Raw genomic sequence first — 18,372 nt, forward strand, 5'->3', positions numbered from 1 at the left:
GTGTTCGACATCGCATGGAGCACGATCCGGAATCGCAAGGGCGGATTCGTCGCGGCGTTCATCGCCGTGCTGTGTGGTTCCGCCGTCATCACCGCCTGTGGCGTGCTGCTGATGTCCGGTCTGACCTCGGGTGTCGCACCCGAGCGATACGCGGGCGCCACCGTCATGGTCGGGGGACAACAGTACGAGGAGGTCACGGGAGACTTCGATCCCGCGCTGGCCGAGCGTGCCCGCGTGCCCGAGTCGGTGGCGCGGAAGGCCGCGGACGTCGAGGGTGTGCGGAAGGTCGTCCGGGACCACACGGTCGAGATGACCCTCCAGCGGGACGACCGCGGTTCGCCCGGCCAGACACTGGCGCTGGACCATCCGTTGCACGGCCACGGGTGGTCGTCGACGGAGCTGGGCCCGTTCGAGCTGAGCGAGGGCCGTAAGCCGGCCGGCGACCGCGAGACGACCCTGGACGTCGAGCTTGCCGACCAGGCCGGGCTGCGAGTCGGGGACACCGCGCACCTGTCGGTCGGCACGAGCGCCGGCGCTTACGAGGTCGTCGGTCTGGTCGAGCCGCCAGCGAGCGGGCTGGACCGGCAGTCCGCCGCGTTCTTCACCGACGGACGGGCCGCGCAGCTCGACCAGCACTCGAACGGGGACACGTTCACGGCGCTCGGCGTCCTCGGCGAGGAGGGCGTCGACGCGGAGGAGCTGGCCAGCCAGGTCCGGGACGGCATCGCTCCCTTCGGCGGTCTCGTCTACACCGGCGAGGACATGGGCAACCTGGAGTTCCTGGACATCGGCGGGTCCCGGACCTTCCTGGCGATGCTGTCCGGCTCGTTCGGTGGCACGGCGCTCGCCGTCGTCATCTTCGTGGTGGCCTCCACCCTCAGCCTGGTCATCCACCAGCGTCGCCGTGAGTTGGCCATGCTGCGTGCCATCGCGGCCACCCCGAGACAGGTGCAGAGGATGATCGGCAGCGAGGTGCTGCTGGTGTCGTCGGCCGGCGCGCTGCTGGGCACCCTGCCGGGCTTCCTGGTGGCGGGGCTCCTTCGGGACGCGTTCTCGCGAGTCGGAGTGCTTCCCGCGGACTTCCCGCTGTCGCTCAATCCGCTGCCGGCGGTCGTGTCCGTACTGCTGTCCGTGCTGGGTGCCGGACTCGCGGGGTACGTCTCGGCGTACCGAATAGCCAAGACCCGGCCGGTGGAGGCGCTGAGCGAGTCCGAGGTGGAGCCGTCGGAGATCGGGAGCGCGCGTAGGACCACGGGTGTGGTCCTGGTGCTGTTCGGCCTGGTGTCGGCGATCGGAATGCCGCTGGCGATTCCGGGCGAACTGGCGCTGGCCGGTGCGGCCTCGTCGCTGCTGACCCTGATGGTGGGCAGCGCCCTGCTCGGCCCGATACTCGTGGCCAGCGCGGCGCGGTTGATGACGCCGCTGCTGCGGCGCTCCCGGGTGAGCGGCTATCTGGCGGCCGCCAACAGCAGTGCTAACGCCCGCCGGTTGAGCAGCGCCGTCGTCCCCCTCGCGCTGGGCGCCGCGATGGCGCTGATGCAGCTGTCGATGCTGCACACGGTGCAGGACACGGCCAAGGAACAGGCCACCGAGGGAGTCGTCGCCGATCGGGTGCTCACGAGCGCGAGCACGGGATTGTCCACCGAGCTGACCGACGAGGTCAGAGCCTTCGACGGCGTAGGCACGGTCACCGCGGTAGTGCGCTCCCAGGTGATACTCACCTACGGTCAACTCGACGAGCGGATCTCGAAGCCGTCCAGCGCGCAGGGCCTGGACCCGAGGGGACTGGACCGTACGCTCGACCTGGACGTACGTGAGGGCACCCTCGACGATCTGCGGGGCGACACGGTGGCGCTCAGCTGGACGGCGGCCGAGACCGCGGGACTTGAGGTCGGGGACACGGCCGACCTCACCCTCGGGGACGGGAAGGAAGAGAAGCCCGAGGTCGTGGCGATCTACGGCAACGGGCTCGGTTTCGGTGACGTCACGCTGCCACACGGGGCGTTGGTGGGACACACCACCGACCGACAGAACGCCGCCCTACTCGTGAGCGCTGACCAGGACGCGGGGCCAGGGGTGGATTCCGCACTGGAGCGGTTGGCCGAGCGGACGCCCAATCTCACAGTGCAGGACGGGGAGGAGTTCAGCGCCACGCAAGAGAGCGAGTTCGCGCAACAGTCCTGGACGAACATCATCGCCAACGGTCTGCTGCTGCTCTACGTCCTCATCGCCGTGGTGAACACGCTGGTGATGGCGACGGCGGGGCGCAGTCGCGAGTTCGCGATGCTCCGCCTCATCGGGACCAGCACACGGCAGGCCCGGCAGATGATGCTCATGGAGACCTCCGTCGTGGTGCTGACCGCGCTCGCCGTGGGAGTGGCCATCGCCATCCCGCCGGCGGTGGGCAGCGCCCTGGCCCTCACCGGCCAGCCGCTGCCGTACGTCCAGCCGCTGGCTTGGGGCGGCGTGCTGCTGTTCGTGGCGTTGCTGGGCTGGCTGTCGATCAGCCTGCCCACCCGCTCGGCGCTGCGCGGACGTCCGATCGACAAGGTGTACGCGAGCGATTAGGGCCTGCCCGCGGTTGTGATCTTGCCGGAGTCCCGGTCCACAAGGCTGGGCTCCGGTATGACACGTTCCGTCCGGGCCTGGCCGCACGCCACAAGCTGCTCCTGTCGCCGCGCAGCGATCCGCGCCTGAGTCCTGAGCCGCCGCCGTGTCCCGCCCGCGGAGCCCCACGGACGCGGCCCGGCCAAGCACCAAGCACCAAGCTTGCCCGTCCCCGCCCCGTCCCGGAGGACCGGGGTGCCGTGATCAGGTGCTTCACGTCTCGCACAAACAGGAGGCGAGACTATTCGCCGTGTGGTTATGGTGGGTCCATGACTTTCCTCTTCTTCGTCTGAGTCCGGGCACGGCCGACGCAGCCGTTTCTGCCGCCCGTAGACCTTTCGTATGCCCAGGGAAAGTCCTATGCGCCAGCGCGCTCATGCCACCCTGTCCACCACCGTCCCGGCCGTGGCACAGCTGTCCGTCAAATCGGTCACCAAGTCGTACGGCACCCGGACCGTCCTCGACCAGATCTCCTTCACCGTCCGGCCGGGCGAGAAGGCCGCGGTCATCGGTGAGAACGGCTCCGGCAAGTCCACCTTGCTGCGACTGCTCGCCACGACCGAGGCACCGGACACCGGAGAGGTCACCGTCCGCTTCCCCGGCGGCGTCGGCCACCTCACCCAGACGCTCGATCTCGACGCGAACCGCACCGTGCAGGACGCCGTCGACCTCGCCCTGACCGAACTACGCGACATGGAGCGAAAACTCCGCGCGGCGGAGGAGTCCCTCGCCGACGCGTCGGCCGAGGCGCTCTCCTCGTACGGCGAACTGCTGATCGCGTACGAGGAACGCGGCGGATACGAGGCGGACGCCCGCGTGGACGCCGCCATGCACGGGCTCGGGCTGGCCCGGATCACCCGTGACCGCCTGCTCGGCTCCTTGTCCGGCGGCGAGCAGTCGCGCCTCGCGCTCGCCTGCGTCCTCGCCGCGGCCCCCGAACTGCTCCTCCTGGACGAACCGACGAACCACCTCGACGCGGCGGCCGTGCGCTGGCTGGAGGAACACCTGCGCGCTCACCGCGGCACCGTCGTCGCGGTCACCCACGACCGCGGTTTCCTGGAGCGCGTCGCCACCACGGTTCTCGAGGTCGACCGGGACGAGCGCACGGTGCGCCGGTACGGCGACGGCTGGGCCGGCTACCGCGCCGCCAAGGCCGCCGCCCGGCGCGGAGCGGAGCAGCGGTACGCCGACTGGGTTGAGGAGGTGGCCCGCACGGAGGAGCAACTGGAAGCCGCGGGCAGGCGGCTGGCCACCACAGGCCGTGATCCGAAGCAGGGCTTCGGCAAGCACCGCCGCTCCAGCGAGGCGAAGCTCGGCGGGCAGGTGCGCTCGCTGCGGGAGCGCCTGGCCCAGCTGCGGCGCGACCCGGTGGCGGAGCCGCCGGCGCCGCTCCGCTTCACCACGGCGCTGCCGTCGGTGATCGGCGGCCCGGCCGGGGGCCCACTCGCCGAGCTCGACAACGTACGGGTCGGGGAACGGCTGTGTCTGGACGGGCTCCTGGCGATCGAGCCCGGACAGCGTCTCCTTGTCACCGGCGAGAACGGCGCGGGCAAGACGACGCTGCTTCGTGTCCTGTCGGGCGACCTGCGACCGGACGCGGGCACGGCACGCCACCCCGGCCGGATCGGCTACCTCGCCCAGGAGCTGCCCGGGCGGACCACGCGGCTGCCGCTGCTCGCCGCGTTCGCCGCCGGGAGGCCGGGGCTGCCGGAGGAGTACGCCGAACAGCTCCTGTCCCTGGGCTTGTTCCGGGAACAGGACCTGCGGGTGCCGGTCGCCGCGCTGTCCGTGGGGCAGCAGCGGCGGCTGCAGATCGCGAACCTGGTTACCCGGCCCGCGGAGCTCCTCGTCCTCGACGAGCCGACCAACCACATCGCGCTCGACCTGGTCGAGGACCTTCAGGCGGCGCTCGCGGCGTACCAGGGGGCGGTGGTCGCGGTCTCGCACGATCGCGGCTTCCGTGCGCGCTTCGAGGCCGAGCGGTTGGAACTGCGCGCGGGCCGCAGGCGCTGACCCGGTCCGGCCCGCCCTCGGCCCCAACTCACTCCACAACCACGCCGAACATCCATCACCACAGCGGAACAAGGGACCCGTGACCACCTACCTGACACCACAACAGCGCGCCGACCGCACCTCTTCCGCCGTCGCGGCGGCCGTCGCGGCCGGGCGTGAGCTCGGCCTGACCGTCACCGAGCCCACGGTGCTCCACGACGTCTTCTCGGTCGTCGTCCACCTGGCCCCCTCGCCGATCGTGGCGCGGATTCCCGTCGTGCTGCCCCGCCCGGACGACTTGACCGCCCTCGCGGGCCGCCAGCAGGACGAGTTGGAGGTCACACGGTGGCTGGCCGACCAGGGAGTCCCCGTGATCGCGCCCAGCCCGCTCGTGCCACGCGAACCCGTGCGGCGCGAGGGGTTCTCGATGACCTTCTGGCCGTTCGTGGAGGAGGACCGGGACAAGGAACCCGACTACGTCGCGAACGCCGGGAGCGTGGCCCGTCTGCACGCGGCACTGCGCGGCTACCCGGGCCGACTGGAGTTCCTGTCCGCGGCCGACCCGCGGTTCATCGAGGACAGCCTCGCCCAACTCGACCAGCATCCCGAGCTGCTCGGAGCGGCCGATCTCGACCGTGCCCGCCGCGAATGGCGGTTCCTCGAACCCCTCGTACGTTCGCGCGGCGCCTTCGAGGCCCGGTTTCCCGGCGTCGACCTCCAGCCCATCCACGGCGACTCCCCGCCCGCGAACATCTTCCACTCTGTGGACGGCGACCTCTACTCCGACTTCGAACTGGTCACGCTGGGGCCCGTCGAATGGGACCTGGCCGCTCTCGGATCCGAGCACGAGGCCGCCTACGACCGCGGCGCACGGCGCCTCGGCACGAGGCCGCTCGACCAGGAGGTCCTCGCCTTCGTCAACGCCCTGGGGATGCTGCGGGTCGTCGCCACCCTCACCCTGGCCCCGCAGCTTCCCGAACTTGTGGAGTACCTCAGGCCGGCGGTCGACCACTGGCGGACGACGCCCCTCGCCGCCGGCATGAGTGACGCCCCATAACGCGACCCGCACCGGACGGGTGCGCCGTCAGGTGCCCGCGGCCCGGTCCCGTATGTCCTCGGCCGCCCGCCGCGCCCGCGCGCCCAGTTCGGGGAAGCGGGACTCGGGCACGCGTTCCTTCGGGCCCCAGACGCTGACGACGGCCACCGGTCGGTGCCAGACGTCGAGTACCGGCGCCGCGACCCCGTACAACTGCTCTTCCAACTCGCCGACGCTGACGCCGTATCCCCGTTCCCGGATGTCGGCGAGTTCGGCGTGCAGCGCGACCCTGTCGGTGCGGGTGGTTTCGGTGTACTCCGCGAGCGGGCCGGAGAGCATGGCCTCGACCTCCTCGCCCGGAAGCCAGGCGAGCAGCGCCTTGCCCGCCGAGCTGGCGTGGAGGGGGACCTGCCGGCCCAGCCAGCGTGCGGTGAGGACGACCGGTGGGGTCACCTCGTCCACGTAGGTCAGGCCGAGGCGCTGGGCGACGGCGAGGTTCGCGGTCTCGCCGGTGTCGTGGGACAGCCGTTCGAGTACGGGGCGGGCCCGGCGGATCAGCGGCTGGAGGCCCGAGGTGGCGGCCATGGTCGCGATCGCGGAGCCGATGGTGTAGCGGCTGACCAGCGGGTCACGGTCCACCATGCCGTGGTGCTCGAGGGTGGCGAGCAGTCGCCAGGCGGTGGCGCGGTTGAGGCCGCACTCCGCGGCGAGTTCGGTCACCGGCCGTCCCTTCGGCGCGCTCGCCGCGATGGCGTTGAGCAGGGCGATGGCCCGCTCCAGTGACTGCACCCGCCCGCCCGCCGGCTGTGCCTGGTCCCGCTCGCCGGGCGCGTGTGCCGCTGCCATCCGATCCTCCTGCCGCGTTACCGAGTGCTCCTCGCAGCGTAGTGCGCCGCTGGGACACTCCCCCGCTTGACGGCGCTGCCGGATATCCCTACGTTCATAATGTGAGCAAGCTCCGCACAATACGAGCATACCGGAACAGCAGTCGATCAGGCCAGCCAGGGACGGACGCGGGATGAGTGAGCAGAGGGAAGCGCCGGAAGAGCCGGAGGGCCCGGACCGCACCGGCCCCCCGCACGGGGTGGTCACCCCCTACGAAGGCACCGGGCATCGGGACTGGCAGGACGGCGCGGAGATTCCCACCCCGCTGCGACTGCACGCCACCCCCGTCAGTCCGCGGTGGGTGGACTACAACGGGCACATGAGCGAGTCGTGCTATCTGCTCGTGTTCGGCGACAACTCGGACGCCTTCTTCCGGTACCTCGGAATCGGCGAGGAGTACCGCGCGAGTTCCCGCTCCCTCTACACCGTCGAGTCGCACGTGCACAACAAGCGCGAGGTGGCCGAGGGCGAACCGCTCCAACTCAGCCTGCGGCTACTCGACTTCGACGCGAAGCGGGTCCACGTCCTGCACGAGATGCGGCATGGGGGGGACGACACGCTGCTCGCCACGGCCGAGCAGATGCTCGTGCACGTGGACGCCGCACGCGGGCGTTCCAGCCCGCTACCCGAGGAGCTGCGACGACGGCTCGGCGCGATCCACCGCGTCCACGCCACGGCCCCGGTCCCCGACGTGGTCGGCAGGCCGATGGGCATCCGACGTGACCGTGACGGTTGAGGGGAGCGGCACATGCATTTCCAGCTGACGGACGAACAACGACTGATGGTCGAGACCGTGCGGAAGTTCGTCACCACCGAACTCGACCCGTACGCCGATGAGGTGGAGCGGCAGGACGAGGTGCCACCGGAGCTCGCCGAACGCGTGCGGAGGAAGGCGCTCGACGTCGGCCTCTACGCCGCGAACATGCCCGCCGAGCTAGGCGGCGCCGGCCTCGACGCGGTGAGCATGACCCTCGTCGAGCGCGAACTGGGGCGTACGGGCTACGCGTTGCAGATGCTCGTCGCCCGGCCCAGCAACATCCTGGAGGCCTGCCAGGGCGAGCAGCGGGAGCGCTATCTGCTCCCCACCATCCGGGGCGAACGCCACGACTGCCTGGCCATGACGGAACCAGGCGCCGGCTCGGACATCCGGGGCATGAAGACCCGCGCCGAGCGGGTCGGCGACACGTACGTCCTGAACGGCACCAAGCACTTCATCAGTCACGCGGACGCCGCCGACTTCGCCGTCCTCTTCGCCGCCACCGGGACCGAGGAGACGTCCCGTGGCACCAAGAGCCTGATCACCGCCTTCCTCGTGGACCTCGACACCCCGGGCGTCGAGGTTCGGCGCGGCTCGGCCTGTGTCTCCCACCGCGGCTACCACCAGTGCGAGCTCTCCTTCACGGACGCCCGCGTCCCCGTCGGGCAGCGACTCGGCGAGGAGGGCAGGGGCTTCGAGCTGATGGGCGAATGGCTGGGCGCCAGCAGGCTCTCGGTCGCGGCCACCAGCGTCGGCCGAGCCCGCCGCGTACTGGAGATGACCACCCAGTGGGCCGCCGAGCGCGAGCAGTTCGGACAGTCCATCGGACGTTTCCAGGGCGTCGGCTTCCCCCTCGCCGACATGGCGACCGAGCTGGAGGCGGCCGAGCTGCTGACGCTGCGGGCCGCGTGGAAGCAGGACCAGGGCACCATGACCGACCAGGACGTGGCCATGGCCAAGCTCTACGCCACCGAGGCGCTGGCCCGGATCACCGACCGGGCCGTGCAGGTCTTCGGCGGCATGGGGCTCATGGAGGAACTGCCGATCGAGCGGTACTGGCGCGACGCTCGTGTCGAGCGCATCTGGGACGGCACCAGCGAGATCCAGCGCCACATCATCTCCCGCGCCATGCTGCGCCCGCTGGGTTCCTGATGGGCGGGGGCGACGAACCGCGGAGGCATGACGAGGACCCGCCGGCCGGTGAGAGCGGCGAGCGGACACCGCTTGCCGTACGACACCGGGAGCGGACACCGACCGTCGTACGACACCCGGACCGGATGCGGCGGCTGCTCGCCCCGCGCCATATCGCCGTGTTCGGCGGGGCGAGCGCGGCGGAGGCCGTACGGCAGTGCCGCGCCATCGGCTTCACCGGCGCGATATGGCCCGTACACCCGCGCCGGGAGACCATCGAGGGACTGCCCTGCCAGCGAAGCGTGGCCGCGTTGCCCGAGGCGCCCGACGCCGCGCTGCTCGCCCTGCCGAACGAGGCCACGGTGCCCGTGGTCGCCGAGTTGGCGGCGCACGGCGCCGGCGGTGCGGTGTGCTACGCCGCCGGCTTTGCCGAGGAGGGCGCCGAAGGCGCCCGGCTCCAAGGGCGGCTGCGCGACGCGGCGGACGGGATGCCGGTCATCGGCCCCAACTGCATCGGCGTGCTCAACTACCTGGACGGCAGCGCCCTGTGGGCCGACCAGCACGGCGGCACCAGGGTCCAGAGCGGCGTCGCCCTCATCACCCAGAGCGGCAACATCGCGCAGAACCTGACCATGCAGCGTCGCTCGGTGCCGCTGGCGTACGTCATCACGGCGGGCAACGGCGCGGTGACCGGCGTACCGGAGTTGATCGAGGGGGTGCTCGACGATCCCCGGGTGACGGCGATCGGGCTGCACCTGGAGGGCATCGACGACGTGCGCGGCTTCGCGCGGGCGGCGCTGACCGCGCTGAGCAGGGGCGTGCCGCTCGTGGCCGTCAAGACCGGCAGCTCCGAGCTGGGCGCCCGCGCCAATCTGAGCCACACCAGCTCGCTCGCCGGCTCCGACGTGCTGTGGGACGCGCTGTTCCGGCGACTCGGGATCGCTCGGGTGCACGAGACGGGGACTCTTCTGGAGACCCTCAAGTTCCTGCATGTGCACGGCTCTCTGGACGGGAAGCGGATCACCTCCGCGAGCTGCTCCGGCGGGGAGGCCGCGCTGATGGCCGACGTGGCGCAGCGGCACGGCGCCGAACTCCCCGAGCTGCCCGAGGGCGTGACCACGCGGCTGCGCACGGTCCTGGGCGAACGGGTGCACGTGACCAACCCGCTCGACTACCACACGTACATCTGGGGCGACGCCGAGGCACAGCGGGCCTGCTTCACCGCGCTGCTGGACTCGGGCTTCGACGTGAACCTGCTGCTGCTCGACCTTCCCCGTAATGACCGTTGCGCACCACAGCACTGGACGACCACATGGGAGGCGTACGCCGCCGCCGCCCGGGAGACCGGCGCACCGGCCTGCGTGGTCAGCTCGTTGCCCGAGGGGCTGCCGGAGGAGACCGGCAGCCGGCTCCTGGCCCAGGGTGTGGCGCCGATGCACGGCATGGCCGACTGCGTCCGCGCGGTGGCGGCGGCCCATACGATCGGCGTGGCTCGGCGGCGGCACCTGGACGAGCCCGTCCTGTCGCCGGACGGGCCGGCGACCGTACGGGTCGGGGCGCGCGTACGCTCCTCGCACCCGCACGGCTCGTACGAACAGCCGGAACAGCCCGAACAGCGCGGCCCGCTGGACGAGTTCGCGGCGAAGCAGGCGCTGGCCGGCCACGGCCTGCGTGTCCCACGGGGCGGCGTGACCCGGCAGGGGCCGGACCGTGCCCCGGACGAGGCCGCGCGGCTCGCCGCCGAACTGGGCTTCCCCGTGGTCGTCAAGGCGCTCTCGCACACGCTCGCGCACAAGACCGAGGCGGGTGGCGTACGGGTCGGACTGACCGACGAGGCCGCCGTACGGGACGCGGTCCGCGCCATGGCACCGCTTGCCGACCGCTTCCTGGTCGAGGAGCTGGTGCCGGGAGCGGTCGCCGAACTGATCGTCGGCGTGCACCGGGACCCGCAGTTCGGCCACGCCCTCACCATCGGCGCCGGGGGCGTGCTTGTCGAGGTCGTACGGGACACGGCGACGCTGCTGCTGCCGGCCCGCCGGTCCGAGATCGTGAGCGCGCTCGGATCGCTGCGGATCCGGCCCCTGCTGGAGGGGTTCCGGGGAGCGCCGCCGGGCGACACGGCGGCGGCCGTCGAAGCCGTGCGGGCCATCGCCCGGTACGCGCACCAGGATTCCGTGGCCGAGGTCGACGTGAACCCGCTGCTCGTACTGCCCGACGGTGAGGGGGCCGTGGCCGTGGACGCCCTGGTCCGGCGCGAGGCGTACGAACCAGGGACAGCACAGTGACCGGGATGACCGGGGTCAGAGACACGCACGACTGCGAGGGAGAGCACGCACCGATGGACACGCACACGGACCAGCCCGACCAGGAGCGGCACGCGCGGGAGGAACCGGTGCGGTTGGACGTACGCGACGGCGTACTCGTCATCACGCTCGACCGGCCGAAGGCGAACGCGATCGACGTGCCCACCAGCCGGAAGCTGTACGCGGCGTTCGACCGGCTGCGGCGGGACGACGCGCTGCGTGTCGCCGTGATCACCGCGGCGGGCCAGCGGTTCTTCTCGGCCGGCTGGGACCTCAAGGCGGCGGCGGCCGGCGGTGAGGGCATCGAAGCCGATCACGGACCCGGCGGATTCGCCGGCCTGACGGAACTCTTCGACCTGGACAAGCCGGTGATCGCGGCGGTGAACGGACTCGCTCTGGGCGGCGGCTTCGAACTCGCCCTGGCGGCTGACCTGATTGTCGCCGAGGAACACGCGGAGTTCGGACTGCCGGAGACCGGCATCGGCATGATCGCGGATTCGGGCGGCGTCCTCCGCCTCCCCAAACGGCTGCCCTCGGCCATCGCGAACGAACTCCTGCTCACCGGACGCCGGATGGCCGCCCCGGAGGCCGCCCGCTGGGGCCTCGTGAACGAGGTGACCGGTGGCCCCGGCACGGCGGTCGACGCCGCGGTCTCCCTCGGCGGACGCGTCGCGCGGGGCGCGCCACTCGCGATCGCCGCCGTCAAGGAAGTGCTCAGGGAGACCGAGACGCTCGACGTCCCCTCGGGTTACGGGCGGCTGCGCAGCGGTGAGTTGCCCTGCTACGGCACCATGCTCGCCTCGCGGGACGCGCGGGAGGGGCCGCGTGCCTTCGCCGAGAAGCGGCCCCCACGGTGGCAGGGCCGCTGAGGGCGGCACGGGTGTCGGCCGGGTGCCGCGAGTGGTACCCGACCGCCCGGCCCGCCCAGCCGGTCTACGACCCGCGGAGCTTCTCGTCCGCCGACGTGTGGTGCGGTACCTCCTCAGGCGCGTTCACGCCGAGCCGTCCAGCCTGGAAGTCCTCCATGGCCTGGATGATCTCGGGCTTGGTGTTCATCACGAACGGGCCGTAACGGGCGACCGGTTCGTGGAGGGGCGACCCGCCCAACAGCAGCACCTCAAAGCCACCCCGGCTGCCGTTGTAGTCCTGGTCCCGCGCGGCCTGCAGGGAGAGGGCCTCACCTGGACCGAGGACGGCCAGCTGCCCCTCGGCCAGCCGGCTCGTGCCGACGGTTCCCCGGCCGGCCAGGGCGTACACCAGGGCGTTGAAGCGTTCGGGCCAGGGAAGGGCGAGGCGGGCGCCGGGGGCGACGGTGGCGTGCACGTACGTGATCGGCGTCCGGGTCATCCCCGGGCCACGGTGGCCGTCGAGTTCACCGGCGATCAACCGGAGCAGGGCACCTCCGTCGTCGCTGGAGAGCAGCACGGTCTCGCCCGCCCGGATGTCCTGGTAGCGAGCGGGCGTCCACTTCAGCTCCTTCGGCAGGTTCACCCACAGCTGGACGCCGTGGAAGAGGCCACCGCGGGCGACGAAGTCCTGCGGCGGCAGCTCGGAGTGCAGCACGCCAGCGCCCGCGGTCATCCACTGGGTGGCGCCCTCGGTGATCAGGCCGCCGCCACCGGTGGAGTCCCGGTGCTCGAAGGCGCCGTCCATCATGTAGGTCACGGTCTCGAAGCCGCGGTGCGGATGCCACGGCGCGCCTTTCGCCTCTCCCGGGCCGTACTCGACAGCACCCAGGTGATCGAGCAACAGGAACGGGTCGGCGAGGGACAGGTCCGTTCCGGGGAACGGGCGGCGAACCTCGAATCCCTCGCCCTCCATCTGTCGGCGAGCGGTGACGCTGGTCGCCACCTGGCGCCATGCGGTCCCCCGCTCAGGGGGCCGGGTGACGCGTGGCAGTGTGAGGGTGTCGGCGGTCACGGCAGGCATGGACGATGCTCCCTTCACGGGGACCGGGGAGCCTCCCACGGTCCCGCCGTCAACAACTTACTTGAAACATAAAATATTTCGGGTGGGAACGTACCCGTTCCGGTGATCCCCCGTACACAGCGGGCGAAGCCCATGGCCCGGCTGGCGCCGCTACGACAGGCGGCCAACAATGGCAGTGCGGGAAGCCTGAGCGTGCGGCACGCTCCCCGCCCGGGGCCGCAGCGTCCCGACCGGGTGCCATGCCAGCCGGTCGCTCCCACGCCCGCCCTGCGAGGGCACCCCAAGACACCAACCAGCCCACGGTCGAACTCTCGAGCCACCTGGAGTTCCCATGCGTTTGCCCATCGAACTCAGGCACGTGGCACCGCGCCTGACCACGGGAGCCTTCATCCTCAACTCCGGCCTGTCGAAACGTGACCTCGACGAGGAGGCCGCCGCCCAAGTGCACGGCATGGCCAAAGGCACCTACCCGTTCCTCGACAAGCTGCCGCCGGCGACCTTCGCGCGCCTTCTCTCGTCAGGCGAGTTGGCCCTCGGTACCGCCCTCCTGCTCCCGGTCGTGCCGACGCTCGTCGCCGGGGCCGGTCTCACGGCGTTCTCCGCCGGGCTGCTGGGGATCTACCTGCGCACTCCGGGGATGCGCGAGGAGGGCAGCCTACGTCCCACCGCGCAGGGCACCGCCTTGGCGAAGGACGTCTGGATGTTCGGCATCGGGCTCGGGTTCGTCATCGACGAGGCCACTCGCCGGAGCTGACCACCCCGCCCGGCCGCTGGCCCGTACGACACCACTCCGCCGGCGACGGCAATCCCGAATGAGGGAGGACGCCATGGCCACCAGCCTCACCTCGGACAGACTGACGCTCCGAACCTGGACGCTGGACGACGTCGACGCGGCCGTCGCCGTCTACGGCCGTCCCGAGGTCGCCCGCTGGCTGAGTCCCGGCATGGACACCGTCGATGACGCCCAGGGGATGCGTCTCGTGCTGCAACAGTGGATCGCGGAGGACAGCCGTGCCATCCCGCCCACGGGACGGTGGGCGGTCGAACTGACCGGGGAGGGCCGCCTCCTCGGCGGTGTCCACCTGCTCTACCTTCCGCCACGCGGTGACGACCTGGAGATCGGCTGGCAGCTCGCGCCCGACGCGTGGGGCCACGGCTACGCCTCCGAAGCCGGCCACACCGCCGCCCACTGGGCACTCGGGCAACCCGGGATCGACGAGATCCTCGCCGTCGTACGCCCCACCAACACTCGCGCCGCGGCCACGGCCAAACGCATCGGCATGGAGTGGGTGGGGGAAACCGACAAGTACTACGGCCTGCACCTCGACGTCTACCGGCTGCGCGCGGGCGACCTCGACCGGCCGCTGGCCGCCCACACATACGGCGCCGACCTGCACCGGACGGGCAACGCGGCGTAGGCCGTGTCGCCTCACCACCGAGCGGCCACGTCCACGATGCGGCGCGCGGCGTCCACGGCCGCCTGGTGGTCCTGGGAGAAGTTCAGCCGGACCGCGGCGGGGAAGTCCCCGAACTCCGGGCCACGGGTGACGGTCACGGCCGCCTCCGTACGGAGTTGTCGCACGAACTCGTCGATCCGGCCCTTCGCGGCGGGCACCTCCAGGAACAGGTAGCTGCCACCCTCGGTGAGCCGCGTGCCGAGGTCGGCGCTGGCGCCGAACACCGCGTGCAGGTCGTCCCTGATCCGCGCGTGGTCGATGATCCGTTGATCCAGCCAGCCCTCGGCCTCGACGAACCAGGGCTCCAGGGCCGCCTGCATGTACCCGGCCGCCCGCAGCGAGACGATGCCCTGCAGCTGCTCCATACGATCGACGATCTCGGGCGGAGCGACCGCGACGCCGACCCGGCAGCCGGAGACGGACTCGGTCTTGGACGGGCCGACGAGGGTCAGGCAGCGCTCCCGTGCGTGCGCGCGCAGGTGCGTGAACGGCCTCTGGTCGAAGACCTGGCGCGAGTAGAGCTGGTCGACGACGACGAAGGCGTCGAACTCGGCGGCGAGCCGCGCGATCTCCTCGATGTCGTCGGCCGTGTACACCGCGCCCGTCGGGTTGTTCGGGTTGGAGAAGACAAGCAGCCGGGCCCCGGCCCGGAACACCGTACGGAGCCGGTCGAGGTCCAACCGCGCGGCTTCGTCGCCCCTCGTGCGGTACGCCAGGTCGACAGGCACCGGGGTGGCCTCGAGGTACTCCACGATCTTGCGGTTGGCGAAGTAGTCAGGGGCCACGACGGCCACCTCGTCGCCTCGTTCGACCAGCGCCGACAGGGCGAGGAACAACCCGCCCTGCGTTCCGGGCGTGACGATGACCTCGCTTCCGGGGTCGATCGGTGCGCCGGTGAAGGCACTGAGCCGTTGTCCGACGAGGTCCCGGATGAACGGATGACCCCGGTACGGCGAGTAGGCGTAGCGGCCACCGTCCCGCATCGCCGAGGTGACGGCGTCGACGACTTCGGGTGGCGGCGGGAACGCGCTGACGTCGCCGTGCGAGAAGTCCACGTGGCGCAGGCCCCGGGCGACCTGGCTCTGTTCCTGTCCAGGCGCGTGATCGGCGCCTATGCGCTGGAAACGGTACGGAGCGGGGCGAGGAGCCGCGGCCATGTCATTCATCCTCTCGAAGGCTGTCGCCTGGTGCGCGGGAGCGGAGGCTGGTCAAGCCGGGTGTGGTGGAACGCTCGCCTCGGCGCGACAAGTCTGCTGGCAATCGGCGATTAATGTCAACATTCGACATTGACGTCGATGGCATAATCTCACCATGCGCGCAGCAGCTCCGATCGGACCCGTGAACGCCCGTGGCATCGCCGCCGAAGCCGCCCACATGATCCGCGAAGCGATCATGGACGGAAGCTTTCGGCCGGGAGAGGAACTCAGGGAGGGGTCCCTGGCGGAGTCGCTGACCGTCAGCCGGGGGTCCGTACGGGAAGGGCTGTCGATCCTGGAGCGCGAGGGCATCATCCGCACCGGCTGGCACCGGCCCGCCACGGTGATCCCGGTGTCCCGCGACCACGCCAGGAACCTCTACCGGCTGCGTGCCGGTCTCGACCGGATCGCCGCCCAGGGCGCGGCGCATCACACGCGCGCGGACGGCTTCTCCCCCGCACTGGAGAGCCTGCGCTCCGCGGTGACGGACGGGGCGGCACGCAGCGAGGTGGTGCGCGCCGACCTCGAGTTCCACGACGCGGTGTACGAGGTGGCCGACAACGCACCCCTGACCAGCGCGTGGCAGGCCATCCGCTCCCAGATCCGCCTGTACCAGCTCGTGCGCAGCGCCGAGCCCGAGAGCGGGTACGACTCGTCGCTCGTCGCCGAACACTCGCGGTACGCCGAGATTCTGACCAGCGGCGATGTGGAAACCGCCGGTCGATACGCCGAGCAGCACGTGGAGTCCGCACTGGAAGGGCTGCTCGGCCGGTTGGGCGACTGACCCGAGCCATCCAGAAGCCGTAAGAACGATTTTCCGCCAATGTTGACATTCGACGTTGACGGGGTGAGGGTGGTGCTCATCGGCTCAGGCTCAGCCCCGTCCGCGACACCACTCATCGTGCGAACGCGCTTCACGGGTTCCTCGCCGGCGCCTCGCGCTTCCCGTCAGATCGCGTGGGCCGGCTCAGGGTGACGACGTCCAAAGGAGGACCATGTCGAGGCCCATCGATCTCACTGCTGACCTCGGCGAGGGGTACGGCGCGTGGACGATGACGGACGACGAGGCACTGACCCGTATCGTCACGTCGGCCAACGTCGCCTGCGGCTTCCACGCCGGGGACCCCTCGACGATCCGGGACACCGTCGCCCTCTGCGTGGAGCGCGGAGTCGCCGTGGGCGCGCAGCCGAGTTTCCCCGACCTGCGCGGGTTCGGCAGGCGTCCGATCGAACTCCCGCCCTCCGACCTCGAAGCCGACGTCCTCTACCAGCTCGGTGCCCTCGAGGCGTTCCTGCGGCCCCACGGCCACCGCCTGCACCACGTGCTCCCGCACGGCAGCCTGGGCAACATGACGGTGGTCCGGGAGGATTACGCCCGTGCCGTCGCCCGTGCGGTACGCGCCTTCGACCCGCGGCTCACCGTGGCCTACCAGGAAGGCTGGATGATCCGCGCGGCCGAGGAGGAGGGGCTGCCGGTCGCCCGCGTCGGTTTCCCCGACCGCGCCTACGACGACGACGGCACGCTCGTACGCCGGGCTCTCCCCGGCGCTCTCGTCGAGGACCCTGAAGAGGTCGCCGCGCGCGCCGTCCGGATGGCCGTCGACGGGACCATCACCACCATCTCGGGCGCGACGCTGCACCTGCCCTGCGACAGCATCCTCGTCCACGGGGACGGTCCGGACGCCGTGTCCTCGGCGTCCACCGTCCGCGGACGTCTCGAATCCGCCGGTGTGGAAGTCGCCGCGTGGTCCGGCCCCGTTCGCTAGACCGTCTCCTCTGCACCTTCCCAGAAGGGATCACCGCTCATGAGTGACACCGAGCATCATGTCGCGTCCGCTTCGGCGCCGTCGCCTCGGTCGAAGTTCGTCGGCCGGGTGATGCCACTCTTCGGCGCCATCGCCCTGATGGCGACCAGCGCCATCGGCCCGGGCTTCCTCACCCAGACGGCGACCTTCACGCAGCAGTTGGGCGCCGCCTTCTCCTTCGGCATCCTGATCTCGGTCCTGCTGGACCTCGCAATCCAGATGAACGTGTGGCGCGTGGTCGGCGTCTCCGGCCTGCACGCCCAGGAACTGGCGCAGCGGGTGCTTCCGGGGCTGGGCGTCGTCCTCAGCGTCATCGTGTTCATCTGCGGCTTCATCGCCAACATGGGCAACGTCGCGGGCGCCGGGCTGGGAATCAAGGTGCTGTTCGGGCTCGACCCGCGGTGGGGTGCGGTCATCACCACGGTGCTCGCGTTGGTCATCTTCGTGAACCGGTACTTCATCAAGCTCATGGACGCGACGACCATCCCGCTCGGTCTGGTCATGATCGGACTGACCCTGGTCGTCGCCGTCATCAGCTCCCCGCCGGTGGACCAGGCCGCGCTACAGACCGTCGTCCCGGAGGAGATCGACGTCCTGGCGATCACCACGATCGTCGGTGGCACCGTCGGCGGCTACATCACCTATGCCGGTGCGCACAAACTGCTGGCCAGCGGCATCACCGGGCCCGGCAGGGTCCGCGAGATCGCGCGCACCTCGGCGGTGGGTGTCGTGGCGACCGGTGTGATGCGCTGGTTGCTGTTCCTGGCGGTGCTGGGCGTCGTGGCGACCGGAACGGTCCTCGACGTCACCAAGAACCCGGCGGGTGACGCCTTCCAGGCGGCGGCCGGGGACGTCGGGTTCAAGATATTCGGTGTGGTGCTGTGGGCCGCGGCTATGTCCTCGGTGATCGGTGCGTCGTTCACCTCGGTCTCGTTCATCTCGACCTACTCGCGCCGCATCCGGGACCGGGAAGGGCTCGCGGTCGGAGCGTTCGTCGTGGCCTGCTGCACCGTCTTCCTGCTGGCCGGGCAGACCCCCGTCACCGTGCTCGTCTTCTCCGGAGGCTTCAACGGCCTGGTGCTGCCCCTCGGCTTCTCCGTGACCATGTGGATCGCCTGGCGTCGGAGGGACCTGCTGCAGGGCTACCGCTACCCCCGGTGGCTCATCGTGGTGGGCGTCGGCGGCCTGGCCCTCTCCTGGGTGCTCGCGGTGCTGGCTTTCGAGCCGGTATTCGGACTCCTGAAGTAGCAACACCTCCGCAGGTGAGGAAGGAC

At 71.0% G+C, this 18,372-nt stretch carries 15 protein-coding genes; 12 read left to right on the forward strand and 3 right to left on the reverse strand.

The window, feature by feature from the left end; genetic code table 11:
- From AN216_RS23935 to AN216_RS23945, 3 genes are all read left to right on the forward strand, one after another.
- The gene (locus AN216_RS23935; RefSeq protein ID WP_139140985.1) at positions 1-2,568 is read left to right on the forward strand and encodes an ABC transporter permease; all 2,568 of its coding nucleotides are present in this window, start codon (positions 1-3) and stop codon (positions 2,566-2,568) included.
- Between the two features lie 399 nt (positions 2,569-2,967).
- Entirely contained in the window at positions 2,968-4,620 is a 1,653-nt protein-coding gene (gene abc-f / locus AN216_RS23940; RefSeq protein WP_070198793.1) for a ribosomal protection-like ABC-F family protein, read from the forward strand.
- A gap of 79 nt (positions 4,621-4,699) precedes the next feature.
- Positions 4,700-5,656 carry an aminoglycoside phosphotransferase/kinase family protein gene (locus AN216_RS23945; RefSeq protein WP_070198794.1) on the forward strand — a complete coding sequence of 319 codons (957 nt, stop codon included), beginning with the start codon at positions 4,700-4,702 and terminating at the stop codon, positions 5,654-5,656.
- 27 nt (positions 5,657-5,683) lie between these two features.
- Here the strand turns inward: AN216_RS23945 and AN216_RS23950 are convergent, their stop codons facing one another.
- Entirely contained in the window at positions 5,684-6,481 is a 798-nt protein-coding gene (locus tag AN216_RS23950; RefSeq protein ID WP_070198795.1) for an IclR family transcriptional regulator, read from the reverse strand.
- 172 nt (positions 6,482-6,653) lie between these two features.
- On the opposite strand from AN216_RS23950, the gene AN216_RS23955 reads away from it, so the two are divergent.
- The 4 genes from AN216_RS23955 to AN216_RS23970 are packed head-to-tail and all read left to right on the forward strand — an operon-like array spanning position 6,654 to position 11,580.
- Positions 6,654-7,256, forward strand: coding sequence for a thioesterase family protein (locus AN216_RS23955; RefSeq protein ID WP_079166933.1), 603 nt, complete (start codon positions 6,654-6,656; stop codon positions 7,254-7,256).
- Between the two features lie 12 nt (positions 7,257-7,268).
- A complete protein-coding gene (locus AN216_RS23960; protein ID WP_070198796.1) occupies positions 7,269-8,429 on the forward strand; it encodes an acyl-CoA dehydrogenase family protein in 1,161 nt (386 codons plus the stop codon).
- Entirely contained in the window at positions 8,429-10,693 is a 2,265-nt protein-coding gene (locus AN216_RS23965; RefSeq protein ID WP_244502632.1) for an acetate--CoA ligase family protein, read from the forward strand. The genes AN216_RS23960 and AN216_RS23965 overlap by 1 nt, the downstream gene beginning before the upstream one ends.
- A 5-nt stretch (positions 10,694-10,698) precedes the next feature.
- Positions 10,699-11,580, forward strand: coding sequence for an enoyl-CoA hydratase-related protein (locus AN216_RS23970; protein ID WP_244502633.1), 882 nt, complete (start codon positions 10,699-10,701; stop codon positions 11,578-11,580).
- Positions 11,581-11,644: 64 nt separating this feature from the next.
- Here AN216_RS23970 and AN216_RS23975 read toward each other — a convergent pair whose 3' ends face one another.
- Positions 11,645-12,640: a pirin family protein gene (locus AN216_RS23975; RefSeq protein ID WP_070198797.1), complete on the reverse strand. Its 996-nt coding sequence runs from the start codon at positions 12,638-12,640 to the stop codon at positions 11,645-11,647.
- Positions 12,641-12,971: 331 nt separating this feature from the next.
- On the opposite strand from AN216_RS23975, the gene AN216_RS23980 reads away from it, so the two are divergent.
- Positions 12,972-13,394 carry a hypothetical protein gene (locus AN216_RS23980; RefSeq protein ID WP_070198798.1) on the forward strand — a complete coding sequence of 141 codons (423 nt, stop codon included), beginning with the start codon at positions 12,972-12,974 and terminating at the stop codon, positions 13,392-13,394.
- A gap of 73 nt (positions 13,395-13,467) precedes the next feature.
- Positions 13,468-14,058 carry a GNAT family N-acetyltransferase gene (locus AN216_RS23985; protein WP_070198799.1) on the forward strand — a complete coding sequence of 197 codons (591 nt, stop codon included), beginning with the start codon at positions 13,468-13,470 and terminating at the stop codon, positions 14,056-14,058.
- Positions 14,059-14,069: 11 nt separating this feature from the next.
- Here AN216_RS23985 and AN216_RS23990 read toward each other — a convergent pair whose 3' ends face one another.
- On the reverse strand, positions 14,070-15,254 hold the full coding sequence (locus AN216_RS23990) for a pyridoxal phosphate-dependent aminotransferase (protein ID WP_070198800.1): 1,185 nt from the start codon (positions 15,252-15,254) through the stop codon (positions 14,070-14,072).
- A gap of 154 nt (positions 15,255-15,408) precedes the next feature.
- Between AN216_RS23990 and AN216_RS23995 the strand changes: the two genes are divergently transcribed.
- The 3 genes from AN216_RS23995 (at position 15,409) to AN216_RS24005 (ending at position 18,346) form a co-directional block, all read left to right on the forward strand.
- Positions 15,409-16,077 carry a GntR family transcriptional regulator gene (locus tag AN216_RS23995; RefSeq protein ID WP_070198801.1) on the forward strand — a complete coding sequence of 223 codons (669 nt, stop codon included), beginning with the start codon at positions 15,409-15,411 and terminating at the stop codon, positions 16,075-16,077.
- Positions 16,078-16,288: 211 nt separating this feature from the next.
- A complete protein-coding gene (locus tag AN216_RS24000) occupies positions 16,289-17,059 on the forward strand; it encodes a LamB/YcsF family protein (RefSeq protein ID WP_070198802.1) in 771 nt (256 codons plus the stop codon).
- A 39-nt stretch (positions 17,060-17,098) separates the two neighbouring features.
- Positions 17,099-18,346, forward strand: a complete 1,248-nt coding sequence (locus tag AN216_RS24005) for an NRAMP family divalent metal transporter (RefSeq protein ID WP_070198803.1) — start codon at positions 17,099-17,101, stop codon at positions 18,344-18,346.
- Positions 18,347-18,372 lie beyond the last annotated feature (26 nt).

Source organism: Streptomyces oceani, assembly GCF_001751245.1.
In the GTDB taxonomy this organism is placed as follows: domain Bacteria; phylum Actinomycetota; class Actinomycetes; order Streptomycetales; family Streptomycetaceae; genus Streptomyces; species Streptomyces oceani.